This is a genomic window from Nocardia fusca NBRC 14340, assembly GCF_001618425.1.
In the GTDB taxonomy this organism is placed as follows: Bacteria; Actinomycetota; Actinomycetes; order Mycobacteriales; family Mycobacteriaceae; genus Nocardia; species Nocardia fusca.
In genome coordinates this window covers 45,312-61,945 of record NZ_BDCU01000002.1, presented here as the reverse complement: position 1 = coordinate 61,945, position 16,634 = coordinate 45,312, and the positions used below count along the sequence as shown (strand labels likewise).

Annotated in this window: 13 protein-coding genes; 7 read left to right on the top strand and 6 right to left on the bottom strand. The window is 70.5% G+C overall.

Annotated features, from left to right (window positions below; all coding sequences use genetic code 11):
• The first annotated feature begins 265 nt into the window (after positions 1–265).
• The 3 genes from NF4_RS00455 to NF4_RS00445 all read left to right on the top strand — a co-directional run bounded on the left by NF4_RS00455 (position 266) and on the right by NF4_RS00445 (position 4,207).
• Positions 266–1,936 (top strand): DNA repair helicase XPB, encoded by a 1,671-nt coding sequence (locus NF4_RS00455; RefSeq protein ID WP_063125312.1) that lies wholly within the window; start codon positions 266–268, stop codon positions 1,934–1,936.
• Between the two features lie 40 nt (positions 1,937–1,976).
• Positions 1,977–2,645 (top strand): DUF3239 domain-containing protein, encoded by a 669-nt coding sequence (locus NF4_RS00450; RefSeq protein WP_063814464.1) that lies wholly within the window; start codon positions 1,977–1,979, stop codon positions 2,643–2,645.
• A 158-nt stretch (positions 2,646–2,803) separates the two neighbouring features.
• Positions 2,804–4,207 carry a M1 family metallopeptidase gene (locus NF4_RS00445; RefSeq protein WP_063125311.1) on the top strand — a complete coding sequence of 468 codons (1,404 nt, stop codon included), beginning with the start codon at positions 2,804–2,806 and terminating at the stop codon, positions 4,205–4,207.
• A 17-nt stretch (positions 4,208–4,224) separates the two neighbouring features.
• Here the strand turns inward: NF4_RS00445 and NF4_RS00440 are convergent, their stop codons facing one another.
• On the bottom strand, positions 4,225–6,498 hold the full coding sequence (locus tag NF4_RS00440; RefSeq protein ID WP_063125310.1) for a helicase-associated domain-containing protein: 2,274 nt from the start codon (positions 6,496–6,498) through the stop codon (positions 4,225–4,227).
• A 152-nt stretch (positions 6,499–6,650) separates the two neighbouring features.
• Here NF4_RS00440 and NF4_RS00435 point away from each other — a divergent pair, with 152 nt between their 5' ends.
• Positions 6,651–6,839 (top strand): hypothetical protein, encoded by a 189-nt coding sequence (locus NF4_RS00435; RefSeq protein ID WP_063062374.1) that lies wholly within the window; start codon positions 6,651–6,653, stop codon positions 6,837–6,839.
• Between the two features lie 69 nt (positions 6,840–6,908).
• Here the strand turns inward: NF4_RS00435 and NF4_RS00430 are convergent, their stop codons facing one another.
• A complete protein-coding gene (locus NF4_RS00430) occupies positions 6,909–7,568 on the bottom strand; it encodes a transglycosylase family protein (protein ID WP_063125309.1) in 660 nt (219 codons plus the stop codon).
• A gap of 380 nt (positions 7,569–7,948) precedes the next feature.
• Positions 7,949–8,194 (bottom strand): hypothetical protein, encoded by a 246-nt coding sequence (locus NF4_RS00425; protein ID WP_063125308.1) that lies wholly within the window; start codon positions 8,192–8,194, stop codon positions 7,949–7,951.
• A 187-nt stretch (positions 8,195–8,381) separates the two neighbouring features.
• On the opposite strand from NF4_RS00425, the gene NF4_RS00420 reads away from it, so the two are divergent.
• Positions 8,382–8,801, top strand: coding sequence for a cold-shock protein (locus NF4_RS00420; RefSeq protein WP_063062371.1), 420 nt, complete (start codon positions 8,382–8,384; stop codon positions 8,799–8,801).
• 58 nt (positions 8,802–8,859) lie between these two features.
• Here the strand turns inward: NF4_RS00420 and NF4_RS00415 are convergent, their stop codons facing one another.
• The 3 genes from NF4_RS00415 to NF4_RS00405 form a co-directional block, all read right to left on the bottom strand.
• Positions 8,860–9,366 carry a DUF2771 domain-containing protein gene (locus tag NF4_RS00415; RefSeq protein WP_063125307.1) on the bottom strand — a complete coding sequence of 169 codons (507 nt, stop codon included), beginning with the start codon at positions 9,364–9,366 and terminating at the stop codon, positions 8,860–8,862.
• Complete coding sequence (locus tag NF4_RS00410) at positions 9,363–10,952, bottom strand: MFS transporter (protein WP_439956711.1); 1,590 nt, start codon at positions 10,950–10,952, stop codon at positions 9,363–9,365. Before NF4_RS00410 ends, NF4_RS00415 begins: the two co-directional genes overlap by 4 nt.
• A 758-nt stretch (positions 10,953–11,710) precedes the next feature.
• A complete protein-coding gene (locus tag NF4_RS00405) occupies positions 11,711–12,484 on the bottom strand; it encodes a glutaminyl-peptide cyclotransferase (RefSeq protein WP_063125306.1) in 774 nt (257 codons plus the stop codon).
• A 17-nt stretch (positions 12,485–12,501) separates the two neighbouring features.
• On the opposite strand from NF4_RS00405, the gene NF4_RS36170 reads away from it, so the two are divergent.
• Together NF4_RS36170 and NF4_RS00395 are read left to right on the top strand one after the other, a co-directional pair.
• Positions 12,502–13,704, top strand: coding sequence for a DUF3027 domain-containing protein (locus NF4_RS36170; protein WP_157119844.1), 1,203 nt, complete (start codon positions 12,502–12,504; stop codon positions 13,702–13,704).
• Positions 13,705–13,769: 65 nt separating this feature from the next.
• Positions 13,770–16,634 (top strand): sacsin N-terminal ATP-binding-like domain-containing protein, encoded by a 2,865-nt coding sequence (locus NF4_RS00395; protein WP_369690910.1) that lies wholly within the window; start codon positions 13,770–13,772, stop codon positions 16,632–16,634.

Here is a 16,634-nt window from a genome sequence, read left to right as displayed (position 1 = left end):
GAGATGTCTCGCAAAACTCGACGCACGGGGGTTGCGGCGGCATTCGAGGTCTCGGTGGCCGATGGAGCAACCCGCGCACTGCTACATCCGCACGGCCGATCCGCTCGCCGACAACGTGGTCGTATGTGGACTCTTCGCGGAGAGGGAGGCAGATTTCCCCTTTTCCGGCGGGTAAGCAGGGAGTGGGACGTGGCCGGTGTCACGGATCGGTGCGCTGTCGGTGTGTTCAGGGACAATGGTCGGAGCCGAGGTGAGGAGGTGTCCTGTGGCGGATGGGCCGCTGATCGTGCAGAGCGATAAAACAGTGTTGCTGGAAGTCGATCACGAACTCGCGGATGTGGCGCGCCAGGCGATCGCTCCGTTCGCCGAGTTGGAGCGGGCGCCCGAACACGTGCACACCTACCGGGTGACGCCACTGGCGCTGTGGAACGCGCGGGCCGCGGGGCACGACGCGGAGCAGGTGGTGGACGCGCTGGTCGGGCACTCCCGGTTCCCGGTGCCCCAGCCGCTGCTGGTCGATATCGTCGAGACGATGGCCCGTTACGGGCGATTGCAGCTGGTGAAACACCCGGCACACGGATTGACTCTGGTCAGCCTGGACCGCGCGGTACTCGCCGAGGTGCTGCGGCACAAGAAGATCGCCCCCATGCTCGGTGAACGTATCGACGAGGACACGGTGGTGGTGCACCCGTCCGAGCGCGGGCACATCAAACAACAGCTGCTCAAGATCGGCTGGCCCGCCGAGGACCTGGCCGGCTACGTAGACGGCGAGGCCCATCAGATCGACCTGGACTTCCACGGCGCGAGCTGGCAGTTGCGCGACTATCAGGAAATGGCCGCCGATTCCTTCTGGGCGGGCGGATCCGGGGTGGTGGTGCTGCCGTGCGGGGCGGGCAAGACGATGGTGGGCGCCGCCGCGATGGCGCGCGCCAAGGCCACCACCCTCATCCTGGTGACCAATACCGTCGCCGGCCGCCAGTGGCGGCGGGAGCTGCTCGCGCGTACCTCGCTCACCGATGAGGAGATCGGTGAGTACTCCGGGGAGCGCAAGGAGATCCGGCCGGTCACCATCGCCACCTACCAGGTGATCACCCGTAAATCGAAGGGTGAGTACAAGCATCTGGAACTCTTCGACAGCCGGGACTGGGGGCTGGTGATCTACGACGAGGTACATCTGCTGCCCGCCCCCGTTTTCCGGATGACGGCCGATCTGCAGTCGCGGCGCCGGCTCGGTCTCACCGCGACCCTGGTCCGGGAGGATGGCCGGGAGGGCGATGTCTTCTCGTTGATCGGCCCCAAACGCTACGACGCGCCGTGGAAGGATATCGAGGCCCAGGGCTGGATCGCTCCGGCCGACTGTATCGAGGTCCGGGTCACGCTGACCGATGCCGAGCGGATGGCCTACGCGACCGCCGAGCCCGAAGAGCGCTACAAGCTCTGTTCCACCGCGCACACCAAGATCGCGGTGGTGAAATCCATCCTGGACCGGCATCGCGGTGCGCCCACCCTCGTCATCGGCGCGTATCTGGACCAGCTCGACGAACTGGGCGCCGCCCTGGACGCACCGGTGATCCAGGGGTCGACGAAGAACAAGGAGCGCGAGGCGCTGTTCGACGCCTTCCGCCGCGGCGAGATCCCGGTTCTCGTGGTCAGCAAGGTCGCGAACTTCTCCATCGACCTACCGGAGGCCTCGGTGGCGGTGCAGGTTTCCGGAACCTTCGGTTCGCGCCAGGAAGAGGCCCAGCGGCTGGGCCGGCTGTTGCGGCCCAAACAGGACGGCGGTCAGGCCCATTTCTATTCGGTGGTGGCCCGCGACACTCTGGACGCGGATTATGCTGCACATCGGCAACGCTTCCTCGCCGAGCAGGGTTATGCCTATCGCATAACAGATGCCGACGATCTGCTGGGCCCCGCTATCGGACCCGGCGAACAATAAGGGCATTCCGAACTCCACTGACTGTGTTAGGAATGGCGACGTGCGACGCTTCGAATTCGCGGTGGACCGCCGGCACGCCCACGCGGTCAATGAAGTAGTCGCCGGACGCCGCAGAGTGCGGCTGTCCGCGGTGCTCGCCGCCGTCGCCGCCACGGCCGCCACCGCCTATCTGGTGTGGCTGGGGCACCCCTGGTCCTACCCGCTGGCCCTGGCCTGTGCGCTGGGGGCGGCGACGGCGCTGTGGGTGGCGTTGTGGGCACCGCGCCGGGCCGGTATCGACCGCCTCTACGCCGAGGGGGAACTGGTGCCGGCGGTGGTCTCGCGGATCCAGACACGCGGCGCGGTACTGCTCGCCCTGGTCAATCTGGCGCGCCGCGATTCCGGCGAGCAGCGGTACGCGCTGGTCACCAAGAAGGTGCGTCATCTGCCGGGGCATCGGGTCGCCGCGGGGGAGCGCGTTCCGGCTGTCGCGGTGCGCGGTGACCGGACCACCCGCTCGATCGGCGAGCGCTGGCTTCCGGTCGAGACGATGCCGATCGCCTGGGGCACCGCCGATACCGCGGTGATCGAGCGGGCGCGCGCGGCCATCGCCGAGAACGAATGGCGGCTGCTCACCGACAATCTCGCCCGCGCCGACGAGGTCCATCGCAGTGCGGCCAAGCGGTTGCTGCTCGATCCGGGCCGGCTGCCGGAGGGACTCGGCGCCTGAACCGGTGCCGGTGCCGCCGGGCATCCGGTGGACCGCGCGCCGGGAAACCCTCGCGCGCCGCGTTTTCCGGGGTACCGCAAACCGGGACCGGATGCGACTAACGTCGTCGGGCGAGATAAACCGGGAAACACAACTCGATCACGGAAGGTGGAAAACGCATGAGGCTCGGCCGCTGGCTGATCGCCGGGGTGGTGGTGCTGGCGAGCCCGGCGCTGGTTCCGGCCGCGGCACAGGCGCCGGCCGCGTCGCTGGCGGGTTCGGACGGCCTGGGCGACCCCTACTTTCCGCGGGACGGTAACGGCGGCTACGACGTCGCCCACTACGACGTGACCCTCGGCTACGATCCGGCCGATCATCAGCTCACCGGATCCACCCGGATCGACGCGGCCGCCACCCAGCCCCTGACCGCGCTCAACCTCGATTACAGCGGACCTCCGGTGCGTGCCGTGCGGGTGAACAACGCGCCGGCCGGCTTCGAATGGCAGAAACCGCACGAGCTGGTCGTGCGCCCGGCCCTGCCGCTGCTGCCCGGCCTGCCCTTCACCGTCACCGTCGACTACGCGGGTACCGCTCCCGATACCCGCGGCGAGGGCTGGACCTACGCCCCCACCGGTGGTGTTTTCGCCGCCGGACAACCACATTCGGCCTCCACCTGGTATCCGCTCAACGATTCCCCGCGGGACAAGGCGACCTTCACACTGCACACGACCGTGCCAGAGGAATGGGAGGTGATGTCGGGCGGTGTGCGGGTGCGCGACGAGGTGCGCGACGGATTCCGCACCGTGAGCTGGGAGCAGCGGCATCCGGTGATCGGCTATCTCACCACTGTCGCCATCGACCGGTTCGAATATCTGGAGCAGCGCCGCGCGAACGGCACACCGCTGCTCAGCGCTTTCGCGCCGGGTGCCGAGGGTTTGCGGCAATACGAGGAAAAGCTGCCGCAGGTGCTCGATTTCACCGAAAGTCTGTACGGTCCGTACCCGTTCGACACCGGCGGCGGTATCTTCCTGTCCGTCGACATTCCGTTCTCCCTGGAAACCCAGACCCGGCCCACCTATGCGGCCTGGGCGGACCTGAACACCGTGGTGCACGAGACCGCCCACCAGTGGTGGGGCGATTCGGTTTCGGTGCAGAGCTGGTCCGATATCTGCCTCAACGAATGCATTGCCAGCTATACCGCCGACTATCTGTGGCCCGAGCGGACCGAAGGCGCCGATGTGGACGCCGAATACCGCAGGACTGTCCGGGAGATGCTGGCGAAGCCGAAATTCTGGGCCGTTCCGCTGGAGGATCCCGGCCCGGAGAAAATGTTCACCTCGGTGTATTACCGGGGGCCGCTGTTCATGCACGCTCTGCGGAAACAGCTGGGGGACGAGATCTTCTTCGCGGCCTTACGCGAATTCGCGACCGTCCACGCCTACGGCAATGCCTCGATGCGGGACTTCCGCGCCTTCGTCCAGTCCAAATCGCCGACCGATCTCACCGGGTTCTTCGACGCCTGGCTGCGCGGTACCACCCCGCCGCCCGAGCAGTATCTCTACCCGGGGTCACTACGCGGCTGAGCGCCGCGACGGCACGGTTATTCGAGCAGCGCGACCGACGAGATCCGATGCAGGGTGAACTGCCGGACCGTGCCGGTCACCGGGTCCAGCGCGTCGAGCTGCCCGTTGCCGACCCGCACCGGCTCGACGACCCGCTGGATCGCGGTGCCCTTGGCGTCGACATAGCCGATGTGGACCTGCCGCCGCACCCGTGCGGCCAGCTGCAGCAGTGCCAGGGCGGCGGCCGTGCTGGTGCGGGTGCCGTCGCTGCGTACCACCTGCCCGGAGGTGGCGGTCGCGGCGCGCTCCCCGGCACGTAGCTCGGTGACCAGCAGCTCCAGCTGATCGGTCGTGGGTGGGGTCGGCCGATACGGTTGCCGGGCCAGCGGCCGCACACCGATCCGCGCACCCCGTTGACGCAGATCCACGATCGCACCGGAGGAGTCCTCGCCCGCGGGTGCGAAACCCGCCCGGCGCAGTTCTTCGAACAGTTCGCCCAGCGGCGCCTGCGATATCGCCACCGTCGGGGCGATACCGCGCAGAGCCAGGGTCTCGGCCACCGGGGCGGCCAGGACCTGTGCCAGTAGTGCCGGGTCCTCGCTGCGCACGAACGACTGCGCCATTCCGGCCCGCAACCGGCCGTGCCGCCGCGCCACATCGTCGATCAGGTAGGTGAGGGTCTGCGGAACCGGAGTCCGGGAGTGCCGACCGAAGAGATTGTGCAGCTCGGCGGCGGTGAGACCGGCGTCGAGCGCGCGGCGCAGGGTGGACTCCCCGATCCGGTAGACGGTGGCCGCACCGGAAGACTCCACATCGGCGACCAATTCGATCCGGCGCTGCAGATCGGCGGTCAGCGGCCCGGGCGCCACCACCGTCAGGTCGGCCTGCACCAGCACATGGTCCACCGGCTCGGGGAGGGCGGCCTCCAGCGCGGTTTCGGCGGCCGCGAGGGTATCGGTCAGTAGCATCCGGCCCGCGCCGGTGAGCGCGCCCCGGCCCACCACACCGAGCGCGGCGGCCTCGTACAGGGTGTTGTCGACCACTTGCCGGCGGAAATGCCGCCGCCGCCGCGGGGTGCGCCAGGCCAGCAGCCGGGCGAGTCCGGCGGGTTCGAGTTCGATGCCGGGCGGTTGCTCGGCGAGGGCCTCGAGCACGATCCGCCGGTCCCGCGCGGCGTACGGCACCCGGAGTTCGTGGGCGAGCGCGGCCAGCGGCTTGTCCGCGGCATCACGCAGTCCGATTATCCACGGATACCGGTCCAGTTCCAGCCAGGCGTGTGCCAGCGGTACCCAGCGGCGGGCCGACGGCGCCTCCAGCCAGGAATCCGCGGCCGGGGTCGGCGCCCAGAAATCGTCGGCGTCGGCCTCCGGCGGCGGGTCCGGGAAACCCTTCTCGATCAGTTTCGCCGCCGCCAGCAGTTCCACCAGCAGACCCGCCCGGGTCTCGTCGATACCGGCCGCCTTGGCTATCCGGCGCAGTTCCCGCACGCCGAGACCACCCGCGCGCAGAGCCGGAGCGGGCAGCTGACCCAGTACTTCCAGGATCGCGGCGCAGTGCCGGAGCAGTTCACCGACCTCGCCCGCCCCGACACCGTCGACTTCACCCAACGGGTGCGGGATCGTCCGGGGCTCGGGTTCGGCGAGCCGGTACGGGTCGGTGACCGGTTCGCCGCGCAGCACCTGGCCCACGGCAGCCGGCAACTCCACTGTCTCGTCGTCGATCCGGCGGAGCAGTCGTGCCGCCAGCAGCCGGGGCACGGGCCGGTCGGCGGGCGCGTCCGGGGCGGCATCGCGGGTGCGTCCGCGTGGTCCGGTCCCGGCGAGTTTGTCCAGGAGCGCGCGCTCGGCCTCCGGGAGCTCGGTGAGCGCGGCGGCTATCTCCGATTCGGACGGCGCCGGGGTGGTCTCCGCTCCGCTGCCCAACGGCCACGGCAGCGCCTCGGCGACGGCGGGCACGAGGCGGATGCGCTCGCCTTCGAACCAGAGCAGCGCCCGGTCGGCCAGTTCGGTGACGGCCGCGTCCACCGTCGCGGCCTTGGCCCGGGCACGCAGCGCGCGTTTGAGTTCGGTGCGGGTCATCGGTTCGCCGCCGCCCGCGGTGTGCAGGGCCAGCGCTTCCACGATCGCGAAGGGCACGGTGCCGAGATCGTCGGCCGCGCGCAGTACCGAAGCGCGCTGTTCGGCGCGGGCGGCGAGCACTGCCATGGAGGACGGCAGCGGTACCGCGAGATCGGGCCGACGTTCCAGCAGTGCCACCAGCTGTGCGTCGGATCGGGCGCCGAGCCAGGCGGTGAACGAATCTTGGCCGGTCATCCGGTCCAGACTAGCCGGGCGCCGCGGGTTCGGTGGGGCGCGGCCCGGTGACCCCCGCGGCTCGGTCCGGCACGGTGGGCCCGAGGGTGCGGCGTGTGTCACCGAGGCGGTTGACATGCGGCGCCGCGGCAGGGACATGCCAGAATGAGGATGTGGTGAACAAATCGAAGAAACCCTATATCGACAACGGCTGGCCCGAGGTGGCCGACGGTGAGCATGCGGTCACCGAGCTGTCGGCGTCCCGCTCCGGTAATCTCTCGCCCTTCGGCGAGGACACCGAGTTCCCGGTGGCTGCCGACCAGCTGCCGTATCTGCATCCGCACACAGTGATCAACCGCTGAGCGGACGAACGAAAGAACCCCGCGTCACCTGATGGTGGAGCGGGGTTCTTTCGTAGTCGGGGTGCCCGTTCAGGAGGGCAGCAGGCCCTTGTTGGCCTCGAAGACATTGAGCAGGCCCGGGTCCAGCTGCGGGTTGCCGGCCTTGACGGCTTCGAACAGATCCAGTGCGGGCTGCGGGACCTGCACACCCTGCGCCTGGACGGCGGCGAGCGCGCGATCCACGGCGGTGTAGACCTCTTGGGTCTGGGTGGGTGCCTGGGCCGGAGCCTGGGTCTGGGTCTGGGTGCCGGGCGTGGCCTGGGTGCCCGGGGTTTCGGTCTGCACGGCCGGAGTGTCGGCCGGGGTTTCGCGCGGGGTCGAGCCGCTGCTCAGGCCCAGCGAGGAGGAGCAGGAGGGCCAGGCGCCCCAGCCCTGCGAGGCGAGTACATTTTCGGCGACAGCGATCTGCTCTTCACGGCTGGCCTGGTTGGCGGTCGGCGCGTACTCTCCGCCGCCGTTGGCCTGCCAGGTGCTCTGCGAGAACTGCAGTCCGCCGTGATAGCCGTTGCCGGTGTTGATGGCCCAGTTGCCGCCGGCTTCGCACTGCGCGAGTCGATCCCAGTCGGAGTCGGGTGCCGCGCTGGCTGTACCGGCGAGGGCTACACCCGCACCGCTGATCATGGCGCCGGTGACGGCAACCTTGGCCACAGTGCGACCGGTATTGGTGGGCTTGCGATGGCGTCCACTCATTCGGGTTCGTCTTCCTCTCGTACGCACCTGCGAGGTATTCGCTCGGGTCCAGGCTGAGAGGGTGCCCGTCCCGCCCTCGCCCCTCTTGGTTTCCGTTGGGGTCCGGTACCCGCGGGGCGAGGTTCGGTGCGGCGGGCCGGTGGGCCGGATGTGCCCGGCTGGGGTAGACGGTACGACGTTCCCGCCGAAAAATCACTATTTGGTAACCGGCGTGTGCGGATGGGTTGCGGAGCGGTCACGAGCGCCTCCCAGCGACTCTGCGCAGCTAGTGGGACTGCACCGGGTATCCGGCGTAGGACACGCTGCCCCGTTATCATGCCGTTATGTGATTATCATCACATAACGCTTGGGTGGCGGTCGGGTCGGGTACTGGACGGTTGTCACCTGGATCTGCGGCCGGAGCGCAGCGCGAAGATCAACGCCGCGACGAAGCCGACGGGAGCCAGCATCGCGCCCAGATACAACCAGAGCCCCGGCTCGCCGTCGGTCAGGATCGGGGTGAGGAAGATCGCCACCACCGACAGCAGTCCGAGGGTGAAAAGTCCCAGCGCGAGCTGAAGTAACCAGTTGCCGGGGGTGCGCCCGGACGGGGGGCCGGAGGGCCGCGGATCGGCAGGATTCGTCACCGTTCGACCGTAAAACTGATGTGCTGGGGCCGTGCCCACCGGGGTAGACTCGGAACGATCTCGCGTCCTGCATGCTTGTGGGGCGCGTTTTTCGAGTAGGGGAAAGACCTGCCAACAGCGGGTTCCAGTAGACGAGCGTGCCCGGGCCCGGTGGGCAGGGCGCCGAACAGACGAACGGGTGAGCGCAGTGCCGACCGGCAAGGTGAAGTGGTACGACGTGGAAAAGGGCTTCGGCTTCCTTTCCCAGGACGAGGGTGAGGACGTCTATGTCCGCTCGTCCGCGCTGCCCCAGGGCGTCGAGACGCTCAAGCCCGGTCAGCGGGTCGAATTCGGGATGGCGGCCGGGCGGCGTGGGCCGCAGGCGCTGAGCCTGAAGCTGGTGGAGGCGCCCCCGTCGGTGCGGCAGAACCAGGAGCGCAGCGCCCGCAAGGAGCCCGTCGCCCGTAAGCACAGCCCCGACGAACTACACGGCATGGTCGAGGACATGATCACGCTGCTCGAGGCGAAGGTGCAGCCGGACCTGCGCAAGGGCCGCTACCCGGATCGCAAGACCGCCCAGCGGATCTCGGAGGTGGTGCGCGCGGTCGCGCGGGAACTCGACCGCTGACCCGTCGCGCGCGGAACTTCATGGGCCGGCCGGATCATCCGGCCGGCCCACTGTCGTCTCAGGCCGTCTTGATCGACCACACCGCGTGGGGGAGGGGGAATTCGTTACCGGCCTCGTCGATCGCGATGATCATCACCTGCAACTCCACGCCGATCAGTTCCAGTCCCGGTTCCGGCCGGGAGGCCACGGTCAGGGCGCGGGTGTTCGCCGGATGGTCCCGGTAGGAACTGGGCCGTTCGACGATTTCCCCGTTCTCGCGGGCGTAGAGCGGCAGCAATTCCCACGGGCTGTCCACGAGAGTATCCGGCAGCGAGATCTGCAGGGGGCTACCGGCCGGGACATCGAGATGGACGGTTTCGCCCTGCCGGCAGTCCTCCATCCGCACCGTGCAGTAGCGGAACGGCGGCACCGTCACGGTGGTGCCGTGCGCGTAGGCGGTGAGTTCGGGGTCCTTCGGCTCGGCGTCCCGGGCCAGCAGCCAGATCACGCCGGCGGTCGCGGCCACCAGCACCAGGATCCCGGCCAGGACCAGCGCGAGAGTCGTGCGGACTTTGTTCGTACTCACCGGGCGGCTTCTCCTCGTGGGGGGTCGTAGTGCGGAAATTCCTGCTCGGCGTGCAGCGGTCGGCGACCGCCGAGACCGGGCAGCAGACTGAACCCGCGGTAGCTCAGCACAGTCTGGACGAGCCCTCCGACCAGTACCGCACTGACCACCGCGAAACCCTTCCAGTAGTCGGTCGGCAGCAGGACTCCGCCCGCACCGCCGATCACCCAGCTGAGCTGCAGGACGGTTTCGGACCGCCCGAACCCGGAGGCGATCGACTCGGGCGGTAGATCGTCCTGGATGGCGGCATCGAGAGAGACCTTCGCCAGGGCGCTCGCCCCGGCGGCGACCAGGGCGACCACCGCCGCGCCGAACAGATTGTCCAGCACCACGGCGAGGACGGCGACGGCCGCGCAGCCGATCGTGCAGTTCACCACGATCAGCGAGGGCCGGCCGAGCCGGAGCCGGGCCCCCGCGGCGTTACCGGCGAAATTGCCGACGGCGGCGGCCGCGCCGACCAGCCCGAGCATCGCGGCCTGCTGGACCGGACGGTGTTCGGTCGCCTTGGCCACGAACGCGACGTAGAAGGTCAGGAAGCCGGTGAGCACCCGGATACTGCCGTTACCCCACAGTCCGGTGACGACGGCGCGGCCCAGCGGTTGACGGCGTTTGCGGGCCGGTACCGCGGCCTCGTCGGCGGGGTCGTACACCTCGGTGTCCCCGGCGCGGGCGTGGTAACCGAGGGTGGTCGGCACCTCGCCCTCGGTGATCTCCACCCAGCGCGGTATCTTCCAGCTCAGATACGCCCCGCCGACGGCGATCCCGGTGGCCAGGATCAGCGCACCGGTCGAGCCCGCGATCGCCGCGACGGCCGCGGCGAGGCCGCCGGCGCCCAGGGTGCCGCCGACCAGGCCGAAAACGGTCAGCCGGGAGTTCGTGCGCACCAGGTCGATATCGGGTGGCAGTACCCGGGGTGTCACCGCGCTCTTGAGTACCGCGAACGATTTGCTCAGCACCATCATGCACAGCGCCAGCGGGTACAGCACCCAGCTGTCGAAACTGAAGATCAGCACCACCGCCACGACGGCGCGCGCGGCGAACGAGCTGGCCAGGGCCAGCCGCCGGCCGCGCTGGAGCCGGTCCAGCGCCGGCCCGATGAGCGGCGCGATGACCGCGAACGGGGCGATCGTGATCAGCAGATACAGCGCGACCTTGGTTTTGCTCTCCGCGGTCGCACTGGCAAAGAACAGGGTGTTGGCGAGAGCGACCGCGATCGCGGCGTCCAGCGCGAAGTTCGCCATGGTGGCGTAGGTGAGTGCGGTCAACCCGGATTTGTCCGCGCCGTCGGCCTCGGCCGCCCGCCGGAAGGTGGCGATACCTTTTTCGGTGATCTCCCGGCCGCGCATCGCCGCCACCCGGGTGACGGTGAGTTTGCGGGGGGCACGCCGGCCTTCGGCATCGTCGTATTCCGTGGCGGCTTCCGCGCTCGGGTACTCCTCGGTCGCGGCCGGTTCTCCGGCGCCCCCGGCGGTTCGCCGATCGCTCGCGCCGTTCGGTTCGGTGCGATCCCGCGCCTCGGCCCCGGGACCCGGCCGGTCCCGGGGCACGGGGCGGCCCTCGGCGGAAGACGGGCGTCGGCCGGCGGGACCGGACGCAATCGGATCACGCCGGGCGCCGGGACCGGGGGAGAGAGCCGCACCGCCGGGCGCACGGTGATCGACGGGCGGGTTCGGCCGGAAGCGGGACGCCGATCCTGGTACGGCGCCACCGGCCCGCGGGTCGGGGCTGCCCGCGGTGGGAGCCCCTGGGATCGGTCGTTCCCACTCGGGCCGCCGGCTGTCCCCGGGGGAGGGCGGAGTGCCGTTCGGCCCGCCGGCCCGTCGGCCGGGGCCCGGTTCCGCCGTCCCCGGCCGACCCGGCCGATCGACCGGGTCCGCCGACCCGCGCGACCCGCTCAGCGAGCCGAGTATGCGAGCGAAACGACCCTCCCGCCCCGACGCGCGATCGCGGGCCTCCACCGGCGGGATCCGGTGACCACCGGGCGCCGGCCGGGACGAACGGTCGTCCGGCCGCGCACCGCCGGACTCGGCGGCGGGCAGCGGACGGGTCGGCGGCGGGGCCGGACGGCGGTTGCCGGGGTCTGGTTCACGATTGCGGTGTGGCACGTTCGGCGGGGGGTAGCGGTCGAAACCTGGATGCCGCTGGGGTGGCGGAGACTCGCCGGCGGGCCACTGACCGCGATCGGAACCGGAGGGCTCGCGGGAAGTGGGCACATCATCAATTCTGGCCCACGGTGGCGCCCGGCAAACTCCGCCCTGCTCACAGCGACCGGAAAGTGAGATGTGTCGCTGTACCGCCGCGCCGGTCAGGCCGGGACGAAACGGACCTCGAACACCGTGGGCCAGTACTTTCCGGTGAGCAGGAAGTGGTCGGTGCCCGGGATCTGGGCGATCCCGTTGAGCACGTCGGTCTGCGCGCGTTCGGCGGGTGACAGCAATCCGGTGGCATCGACGACCGCCAGGACACGCCCGGTTTCCGGATCGATCCGGAGAATTTCGTCGGTGGGCCACGAGTTGGCGTAGACCGAGCCGTCCTCGGCGCATTCGAGTTCGTTCAGGCGCGCGTCGGTGTGATCGGTCAGCGCGACCGACCCGGTCGGCGCGAAGGTCACCGGGTCGCGGAACGTGAGCCCGGCCGATCCGTCGCTCATGACCAGCTGTCCGTCGCGGGTGCACAGACCCCAGCCCTCGCCCTCGTAGCGCACCTGGCGTTTCTCGGCCAGCGTCCGCGGGTCGCGGGCGAAGGCGACCCCTTCTTTCCAGGTGAGCTGCCACAGCGTGTCGCCGGCCAGAGTGATGCCCTCACCGAAGAACGGCGGCGGGAGATGGACGCGGGCGAGTTCGGCGCCCGTCGCGCGATCGGTCGTCCGCACGCCGGAGAACCCGACCATCCCGGTGCTCTCGTAGAGCACCCCGCCGTCGATCTCCAGCCCCTGGGTGAACGCGCCCAGGTCGTGCCGATGGGTCGCCAGCACCTCGATGTTCAGGCGCGGTACCGCGTCGTCGGTGTTCCGGCAGGCGGCCGCGGCGAGCAGGCAGACCAGCGCGGTACCGACCCAGGTTCGCCGAATGCGCTTCATACGGCAAAATGTAGACCGTGAGCGCAGTATCTGTTTCGGACACCGAGGTGCGGACGATCCTGGCAGGGGCCGTCGACCTGGCTCGTAGTGCGCTCGTGGACCTGGAACCGACCGGGGTCGGAGCGCATCTGGGAGTCCGGGCCGAGGACGAATGCTCGGCGACGCACCGCTTCGAGGCCACGCTGCCCGGCTACCACGGCTGGCAGTGGGCGGTGGTGGTGGCCGCCGCGCCCGGCACCGACCGGGTGACCGTGAGCGAGTCCGCGCTGCTGCCCGGTCCCGACGCGTTGATCGCGCCGGAGTTCGTGCCGTGGGAGCAGCGCATCCGGCCTGGTGATCTGGCGCCCGGTGACCTGCTGGCCCCACCCGCCGACGACCCACGTCTGGCCCCCGGCTACACCGCCACCGGCGACCCCGAGGTCGACGAGACCGCCCCCGAGGTCGGCCTGGGCCGCAAACAGGTGCTCAGCCGGGAGGGCCGGGCCGACGCCGCCGAACGCTGGTACGCGGAGTACGGCCCCGATACCGAGATGGCCAAGGCCGCTCCCGGCTCCTGCGAGAGCTGCGGTTTCTTTCTGCCGCTGGCCGGGGCGCTGCGCGCCTGCTTCGGTGTCTGCGCCAACGCGATGGGCGCCGACGGCCATGTGGTCCATATGGGATACGGGTGCGGCGCACATTCGGATACCCGGCTGCCGACGGGCGCCGGGTCCCCGATCTACCAGGCATACGACGATGCCGCCATCGAGGTGGTCGCTGTACCGCCCAAATCGCCGGAGACCGCGCCCGGAAGCGAGGCGGCCGCCGAGGCCGACGTCGCACCGGATGCGGTGGTGCCGGGGCAGGCGGTCGTGGCCGCCCCATCGGAGAGCGGAGTGGGGTCGGAAGCGGAGGCACCCGAACCCTGGACTGCTGCCGAGGCGGTGAGTCCGGCCGCTGGCGAGACGATCGAGTCGATGGATACCGCGACGGCTGGCACCGATTCCGCGAACGAGCCGGGCGAGGTGACCGCCGCGGTCGCGGGCCCCGCGGAGGCCGGCCCTGCCGCTGCACCGGAAACCTCCGATCCGGCGGCCGAGCGTGAGTCGGCCACCGTGGACGCGGAACGCGAAACGGAAACCGCTGCCACGAACCGGACCGGTGCACCGGCCGCCGGGACGGCGAGCGGCGAGCAGAGCGCATCGGAGACCGGCGACTCGGTCCCCGGCCCGGCCGACAACTGACCGGGTAGTCGGCAGCCCCGCTGTGCGCGGCCGCCCGGTGCGCCCGGGCACGTACGCTGACTCGCGTGAATGAGAGCGGTGCGGTGGGCGATACGTTCGGGCAAGTGGGAACAGATGCCGGCACCCCGGATCCTTTCGGCACCGCCGACCTGCGTGCCGCGGTGCTGGCCGCCTGGCGGGATTCCCCGACCCGGCTGCGCGAGGACGCCGCTACCGAGGCGGACCTGGTGCGCGCCGGTTACCGCGATCGCCTGCTGACGGAACTGGCCCAGAACGCGGCGGACGCGGCGGTGAAGGCGGGGGTGCCGGGCCGGGTCACCGTACGATGCACGGGCCGGACGCTCTCGGTCGCCAATACCGGCGCGCCGCTGGATATCGCCGGAGTTCACGCGCTGACGGCCCTGCGGGCGTCGGGGAAATCGGGGAGCGGCGGGGAGACCGGACGGTTCGGTGTCGGTTTCACGGCGGTGCTGACGGTCTCCGACGAGCTCGAATTCCGCTCCACCAGTGGGTCGCTGCGTTTCTCCCGGGAGTCGACCCGTGAAGCGTTGCGCGCGTCCGGCGTTCCGCCCTCGGGCGATGGGGACGTCCCGGCGCCGCCCGTGCTGCGCCTCGGCTGGCCGGTGACCGCCGCCCCGGCCGCCGGCGCGGATACCGAGATCGTGCTGTCGCTGCGTGCCGGAATCGACCCGGCCGCACTGCTGGAATCCATGCGGGCCGAGGCGGTGGACCTGCTGCTGGAGTTGCCGGCGCTGCGCGAGATCCGGATCGGCGACGAGGTGGTGCGCGCCGAGACCCGTGATTCGCGGTGCGCGGGAGTGCGTGAGTTGCGGATCAGCGGTTCCGGCACCGAACAGGTGTGGTGGGAGTTCCGGACCGCGCGGGCGCGCTGGCTGCTGCCGTTGCGTGACGGGATTCCGGTGCCCGCCGCGCCCGACGTACTGCGGGCACCGACCCGTTCGGACGAAGAGCTGTCCCTGCCGGCGGTACTCATCGCCGATATTCCGATGCAACCCGACCGCCGGCGCGTGCTGCCGGGTAATCATCCGGGCGAACTCGCGGCCGGGTATGCCGATTTCGCCCGCGCGCTGCCTCGGGACTCCCGGCTCGTGCTGGTACCGACTCCGGGATTCGCGCGCAGCGAGACCGACGGGCTCTTGCGCGAGGCGATCCTGCGCGAACTGCGTACCGGTGCCTGGCTACCGGTGGTCGCCGCGCCCGCGGACGCCGGACTCGACGAATCCCCCCGCGGGGACGACGCGGCCGACCGGGTGGCCGTACCCGCGCGGGCGAGCGTATTCCCCGATCTCACACCCGAACTGGCCGGGCTGCTGGGCGGTGTGCTGGATCCGCTGGTGGTCCCGGAACTGTCCGGCGCCCGCTACGCCGAGGCGCTCGCGGCGCTGGAGGTGCACCGGCTCGGCCCGGCGCGGCTGGCGGAGCTGTCCGCCGGGCTGGAACGGCCGCCTGCCTGGTGGTTCGCTTTCTACTCCGCGCTGGAACCGTTCGTCACCGACCCGCTGACGGTGGAGGAACTCGGCGCCCTGGCGGTGCCGCTCGCCGATGGGAGGTCGGTGACGGGTCCGCGGACGGTGGTGCTGGACGACGAACTCACGGCGCTGCCCGCGGCCGTTCCGGTGCACTGGGCGCGGCTGGTGCATCCGGAGGCGTCGCATCCGCTGCTGGCACGCCTCGGCGCGCAGCGGGCGCGGATCGCGGATCTGCTGTCGGATCCCGCCTTACAGGCGGAACTGACCGAGCACCCCGATGATCCGGAGACGATCGAGGCGGTGCTCCGGTTGGCCGCGGCGGCCGATCCGGCCGAGCTGCCGGACTGGCTCGGCCTGCTCGAACTCCCCGACAGCACCGGTGGTGCGCGCCCGGCCGACGAACTGCTGCTCCCCGATGCCCCCTTGATCGAACTCCTGATCCCGGATTCGCCGTTCGGGGTCGTCGCGCGGGAGGTGGTCGCCGAATACGGTGCCGACGCGCTGCGGGCGATCGGTGTCGGATGGGATTTCGGGGTGGTCACCGAAACCGACCCGACCGGTCCCGACCATCACCTCGACGACGAGGAGACCTGGTGGTCCGGTCTGGCCGAGGACCCCGCGGAACTGGTCGCAGTGCGTGATCTGGATCTGGTGGACGACGCGGCCTGGCCGGAGGCGCTGTGGCGGTTGCTCACCACGGAACGGACCCGGCCGCTGCTCGGTGACCCGGACGGTTACACGGCGTGGTGGTTGCGCCACTACGCCCGGATCGACGGCATCGCGTTGGGCGGCTATCGGCATCCGGCGGATACCGAATTCACCGGACTACTGCCGGAACTCCCGATCACCGGCCTGTCCACGGCCGACCTCGACGCACTGCGCGGCTGCCTCGCCGCCCCCGGGACCATGGATCGCGACCTCGTCGAAGCGCTGCTGGCGGCGCTGGCCGACAGCGAGAAGACTCCCGCACCCGAGGTGATCGCCCTGGTCCATGCCCGGCTCGGCGCCGCGGTGCCGCGGCTGGATCTCGGCACACTCGATCCGCCCGATCGCGTCCGGGCCCTGTCCGGATCGGTGATCGACGCCGCGGACGCCCTGGTGCTGGACCGGCCCTGGTTCGGCCTCGCGGTACCCGCGGACCGGCTCGTGGTCGCCGATCCGGCGACCGCCGCCGACCTCGCGCTGCTGCTGGATCTGCCGTTGGTCTCCGAACAGGTCGACGCCGAGGTCCTCGGCCCGGGTCACGAAACCGATTGGGCGCGGGAGCCGCTGGGCGTGGTGCTGCGCCGGCTGTTCGACCTGCCACCGCAGGACGGACCTCTGATCCTGCACGACGAACTGTGTCTCCGGCTGACGGGCGCGGTCACTCGGACGGTCACCGTGCCGTGGTGGCGAGACGGTTCGGCCACCCATATGCGACGCCCCGGCCGGCCCGCCTGA